Origin of the sequence: Streptomyces sp. URMC 123 (assembly GCF_051386515.1) — a bacterium.
GTDB lineage: Bacteria > Actinomycetota > Actinomycetes > Streptomycetales > Streptomycetaceae > Streptomyces.
Map to the genome: position 1 here is coordinate 1 of NZ_JBPQTV010000462.1, position 3,918 is coordinate 3,918.

4 protein-coding genes are annotated in these 3,918 nt (G+C 75.8%); 2 read left to right on the forward strand and 2 right to left on the reverse strand.

All coding sequences use genetic code 11. The features are described from left to right. Positions 1-520: nucleotidyltransferase family protein (locus tag ACSNOD_RS29330; RefSeq protein WP_436770106.1), on the reverse strand; the 520-nt coding region annotated here is incomplete at its 3' end. A 264-nt stretch (positions 521-784) separates the two neighbouring features. Between ACSNOD_RS29330 and ACSNOD_RS29335 the strand changes: the two genes are divergently transcribed. Continuing rightward, positions 785-1,120: a DUF5955 family protein gene (locus ACSNOD_RS29335; protein ID WP_436770108.1), complete on the forward strand. Its 336-nt coding sequence runs from the start codon at positions 785-787 to the stop codon at positions 1,118-1,120. A 111-nt stretch (positions 1,121-1,231) separates the two neighbouring features. Here ACSNOD_RS29335 and ACSNOD_RS29340 read toward each other — a convergent pair whose 3' ends face one another. Further along, the gene (locus ACSNOD_RS29340) at positions 1,232-2,017 is read right to left on the reverse strand and encodes an IclR family transcriptional regulator (RefSeq protein WP_436770107.1); all 786 of its coding nucleotides are present in this window, start codon (positions 2,015-2,017) and stop codon (positions 1,232-1,234) included. Between the two features lie 489 nt (positions 2,018-2,506). Between ACSNOD_RS29340 and allB the strand changes: the two genes are divergently transcribed. Further along, a complete protein-coding gene (gene allB, locus ACSNOD_RS29345; RefSeq protein ID WP_436770109.1) occupies positions 2,507-3,838 on the forward strand; it encodes an allantoinase AllB in 1,332 nt (443 codons plus the stop codon). Positions 3,839-3,918: the final 80 nt, after the last annotated feature.

The window sequence follows — 3,918 nt, forward strand, 5'->3', positions numbered from 1 at the left end:
CCTGACCGACGCCGCTCTGACGTTCCTCGCGGAACTGCACCACCGCTTCACCCCCCGCCCGGTGGCGGGCGATCAGCCGGGCGACCGCCTCGGGCCCGATCCCCGGCTGGTCCACCAGCAGCACCAGCGCGGCCGTCGCGGCGGTGGGGGCGAGCGACGCCAGGCCCGCGCGCAGCGAGGTGCCCATGCCCTCGGCCCAGGCCGGGTTGTCGACGAGCCGACAGCCCGGCAGCTCCGCCCGCGCCCGTACCTCCCGCGCCGCCGCGCCCAGCACGATGTGCAGCGGCTCGCAGCCGCCGGCCCGCAGCACGCCGGCCGCGTGTTCCACGAGCGGCCGGCCCCCGTGGGGCAGCAGCGCCTTGGGGCGGCCGCCGAGCCGCCGCCCGCCGCCCGCGGCCAGCAGCAGCCCGGCGACCGGGAGTTGGCGCGGCGGGGCGTCGCGCGCCGGGTCCGCGGCGTGTGTCGGACGGGTGACGGGAGCGGCGTGGGCGGAGTGCGCCCGAGGGTGTCGCGGGGGCATGGGACCGTCCTACCGCACGAGGGTGGCGCGAGGGGTGTCCCAGGGGTGGCTTTCGGGGTGGCGCGCCGCAGAATCTCCTCGTCCGAATTTCGCTCTCCGTGTGGCGCCGAAGGCGGAGAGTGGCGTTAACTGATCCGCAGCCTCACGTATCGGCGCCCTGTCCCGGGCCGGCGCGAGGGGGCCGATGGAGCACGGCCGCAGAAGGGGGGACCAGCGTTGCGCAGGGATGGGACGGTTCGCGGCACGCCGATGGGCACCGCCGCAATGGAGGGCGCCGTCGTCGTGGGGCGCCGGCGGGTGGCCGACGAGCCGGTGGGCGGCGATGTCGATCCGCGGGTCGCGGAGCTGCTCACCGCGGTGTCACGGCTGCGCCGGGAGCTCGCGGGGCACCCCGCGGAGCTGTCGGACCGGGAGGTCGCGGAGGACGAACTCGCCGCGCTGGACGCCATGGTGCGCACGGGGCGGCCCGAAGTGCCGCGCCTGCGGCGCTCGTTGCTGCTCGTCGCCGGGGCGCTGGGGTCCGTCAGCGCGTTGTGCGACGCGCTGACCGGGGTCCGGCGGGCGATCGAGCTCTTCGGCGAGCCGCCGCACCGTACGTAGTCGACGGTCCGCGCCACGGCTCGGCGCGGCGCGCCCACGGGTCCGCCACCCCGCGGCACCGTGCGAACGGCGGCCGCGCCACCCCACGCCGAGCCAAGCGCAGCGCAGCGCTCAGGCCGACATCGTCACCGAGAGCTGCGCCGCCACCTCCCGCAGGAGGGGGACGATCCGCTCGGTCGCCTCCTCCGTGACGCGCCCGGCCGGGCCGGAGATCGAGATCGCCGCCGCGGTCGGCGCGTTGGGCACGGGGACCGCCAGGCACCGCACGCCGATCTCCTGCTCGTTGTCGTCGACGGCGTAGCCCGACTCGCGGACCTGGTCCAGCGCCGCCAGGAACCCCTCCGGGGTGGTGATCGTCTTCTCGGTCGCGGCCGGCATCCCCGTGCGGCTCAGCAGCGCGCGGACCTCGTCCGGCGGGAACTGGGCGAGCAGCGCCTTGCCGACGCCGGTGGAGTGCGGCAGCACCCGCCGCCCCACCTCCGTGAACATCCGCATCGAGTGCCGGGACGGCACCTGGGCGACGTACACCACCTCGTCGCCGTCGAGCAGCGCCATGTTCGCGGTCTCGCCGGTCTCCTCGACCAGCCGGGCGAGATGGGGGCGCGCCCAGGTGCCCAGCAGCCGGGAGGCGCTCTCGCCGAGGCGGATCAGCCGGGGGCCGAGCGCATAGCGCCGGTTGGGCTGCTGCCGTACGTATCCGCTGGCCACCAGGGTCCGCATCAGCCGGTGGATCGTGGGCAGCGGCAGTCCGCTGCTGGCGGCGAGCTCGCTCAGACCGACCTCGCCACCGGCGTCGGCCATCCGCTCCAGCAGATCGAAGGCGCGCTCGAGGGACTGCACGCCACCGGGGGCGGCGGGCTTGGCGGTTGCGGAGGTGCTGTCGCTGGACGGCGGCACGTCGGCGGTTCCTTTCGGGCAGATGGGGCCCGGCCACCGCGCGGTGCGGCGCCGCGGCCGGCCGGCAAGGGGGCAGCCTACCCCCGGCCGGTCCCGGCCATGGCGGTCCGGCCCGGGCGTCGTCGCCGGTCACGGCGCATGCGGCCGGATGACCGCCGGCCCCGGGCACCACCGGACGAAGGGGGCGCCATTCTAGTTGGCGGAATATGGATTCCGCCATATGAAAGGAAGGGGGGTCTTGACGGCCCGGCGGCCCGGCGTGAACACTCCGTTCAACAGAACGTTGAATCCCGTGCGCGGCGGGCTCCGCCCCGCGCCGGCGGCACGGCGCGGGGCGGCGTGCGCCCGCACAGCCGGGAACGGACGCGAGGAACGGGACTGCCGAGGAGGCGCCGGGTGCCCCAGATCAGGGACGCGTACAACGGAGGCGAACGCCACGCGGAAGGTGACGGGGGACCCCACGACGAGCGCGGCGACGGGCCGCTCGTCCTGCGGTCGACCCGGGTCGTCACCCCGGACGGGACCCGCCCCGCCGCCGTCCTCGTCAGCGGCGGCAGGATCGAGGCCGTCCTGCCCCACGGCGCGGAACCACCCCCCGGCGCGCGGCTGGAGGACGCCGGGGACGACGTCGTGCTCCCCGGCCTCGTGGACACCCATGTGCACATCAACGACCCGGGCCGTACGGAGTGGGAGGGCTTCGCCACCGCCACCCGCGCCGCCGCGGCCGGCGGCGTCACCACCCTGATCGACATGCCCCTCAACAGCGTCCCGCCGACCACCACCGTCGCGCACCTGGAGCTCAAACGGCAGGTGGCCCGCGGCCGGGTCCATGTGGACGTCGGCTTCTGGGGCGGCGCGATACCCGGCAACCTCAAGGACCTCGCCCCCCTGCACGAGGCGGGCGCCTTCGGCTTCAAGTGCTTTCTGCTGCCCTCCGGCGTGGACGAGTTCCCCCAGCTCTCGCCCGCCGAACTGGAGGACGCGCTGCGGGAGACGGCCCGCTTCGACGCCCTCGTCATCGTCCACGCCGAGGACCCGCACCTCATCGAGAGCGCGCCCCGGCGCCCCGGCCGCCGCTACGCCGACTTCCTCGCCTCCCGGCCCCGCGGCGCCGAGCACACCGCCATCGAGCGGCTGATCGACCTCGCGCGGCGGCTGGACGCCCGGGTCCATGTGCTGCACCTGTCCTCCGCCGGCGCCCTGCCGATGATCGCCGAGGCCCGGCGCGCGGGCGTCCGGCTCACCGTGGAGACCTGCCCGCACTACCTCACGCTCACGGCCGAGGACGTCCCCGACGGTGCCACCGAGTTCAAGTGCTGCCCGCCGATCCGCGAGGCCGCCAACCGCGACGCGCTCTGGCGGGGCCTGACCGACGGCACCATCGACTGCGTGGTCTCCGACCACTCGCCCTCCACCGCCGACCTCAAGCACTTCGACACCGGGGACTTCGACCGGGCCTGGGGCGGCATCTCCTCCCTCCAGCTCGGCCTGCCGGCCGTCTGGACCGAGGCGCGGCGGAGAGGACTGGGCCTGGACGACGTGGCGCGCTGGATGTCCACCGCGCCCGCCGCCCTCGCCGGGCTCGCCCACAAGGGCGCCATCGAGCCCGGCCGGGACGCCGACTTCGCCGTCCTCGCCCCCGACGAGACCTTCACCGTGGACCCGGCCGCCCTCCACCACCGCAACCCCGTCACCGCCTACGCCGGCCGCACCCTGCACGGCGTGGTGCGCTCCACCTGGCTGCGCGGCCGGCGGATCGCCGACCACGGCACGACCACCCGGCCCACCGGCCGACTCCTCGAAAGGCGGACCTCGACATGACAGCCGGCGCAGCCCAGCGCCCCGAGCAGTTGGTCCACCGCCGCCTGGGTGTCGGACAGATACGGGTTGTGGGGCAGGTC